This window comes from Brevundimonas sp. LPMIX5, from assembly GCF_003576505.1.
In the GTDB taxonomy this organism is placed as follows: Bacteria; Pseudomonadota; Alphaproteobacteria; order Caulobacterales; family Caulobacteraceae; genus Brevundimonas; species Brevundimonas naejangsanensis.
Genome location: NZ_QWTZ01000024.1, coordinates 1 through 1,173, shown reverse-complemented (window position 1 = coordinate 1,173; position 1,173 = coordinate 1). Strand labels below are relative to the sequence as shown.

The window sequence follows — 1,173 nt, the reverse complement described above, 5'->3', positions numbered from 1 at the left end:
GATCAGAAGGCGGCTTCGCCGGTGATGGCGCGGCCCAGGATGAGGGCGTGGACGTCGTGGGCGCCTTCATAGGTGTTGACGGTTTCCAGGTTCATGGCGTGGCGCATGACGTGCAGTTCGCCGGTGATCCCGGCGCCGCCGTGCATGTCGCGCGCCTCGCGGGCGACAGCCAGGGCCTTGCCGCAGTTGTTGCGCTTCATCAGGCTGATGGCCTCGGGAACCCAGGCCCCCGTGTCCAGCAGGCGGCCCAAGGCATAGGCGCCCTCGAAGCCGAGGAAGATCTCGGTCTGCATGTCGGCCAGCTTCTTCTGCACCAGCTGGCGCGCCGACAGCGGGCGGCCGAACAGGGTGCGCTCGGCCACATAGTCGCGGCTGGCGTGGAAGCAGAACTCGGCCGCGCCCATCGCCCCCCAGGCGATGCCGAAACGCGCCTTGTTCAGGCAGGAGAACGGCCCGCGCAGACCCTGCACCCCCGGCAGAATGTTGGTTTCCGGCACGAAGACGTCGTTCAGGCCGATGTCGCCGGTGATCGAGGCGCGCAAGGACAGCTTGTCGCCGATCTTGCCCGTGGTGAAGCCGTCGAAATCGCGCTCGACGATGAAGCCCCTGATGGTCCCGTCCAGCTTGGCCCAGACGATGGCCAGGTCGCTGATGGGCGAGTTGGTGATCCAGTATTTGCCGCCGTTCAGGCGATAGCCGCCGTCGACCGCCACCGCCGTGGTCTTCATCGACGCCGGGTCCGACCCGCCGTCGGCCTCGGTCAGGCCGAAGCAGCCGACCAGTTCACCCGCCGCCATCTTCGGCAGGAACTTCGCCTTCTGCTCTTCGGAGCCGAAGGCGAAGATCGGATACATGGCCAGCGACGACTGCACGCTCATGGCCGAGCGATAGCCGCTGTCGATCGCCTCGACCTCGCGCGCGATCAGGCCATAGGCGACGTGCGACGCTTCGGAACCGCCGTACTGCTCCGGCAGCATGGCGCCCAGAAAGCCCATCTCGCCCATCTCCGTCATGATGGCGCGGTCGAAGACCTCGTCGCGGAAGGCGGCGACGATGCGCGGCAACAGGGCCTCGCGCGCATAGGAGCGCGCCGCGTCCTGAACCATCCGCTCCTCGTCCGTCAGCCGCCCCGTCAGGTCGAAAGGATCATCCCAGCGGAACGTCTGGCCCGAA

Annotated in this window: 1 protein-coding gene; it reads right to left on the bottom strand. The window is 67.3% G+C overall.

From position 1 onward, the window contains the following. Positions 1 to 2: 2 nt before the first annotated feature. A partial coding sequence (locus D1604_RS14940; RefSeq protein ID WP_233552137.1) for an acyl-CoA dehydrogenase occupies positions 3 to 1,173 on the bottom strand: 1,171 nt, incomplete at its 5' end.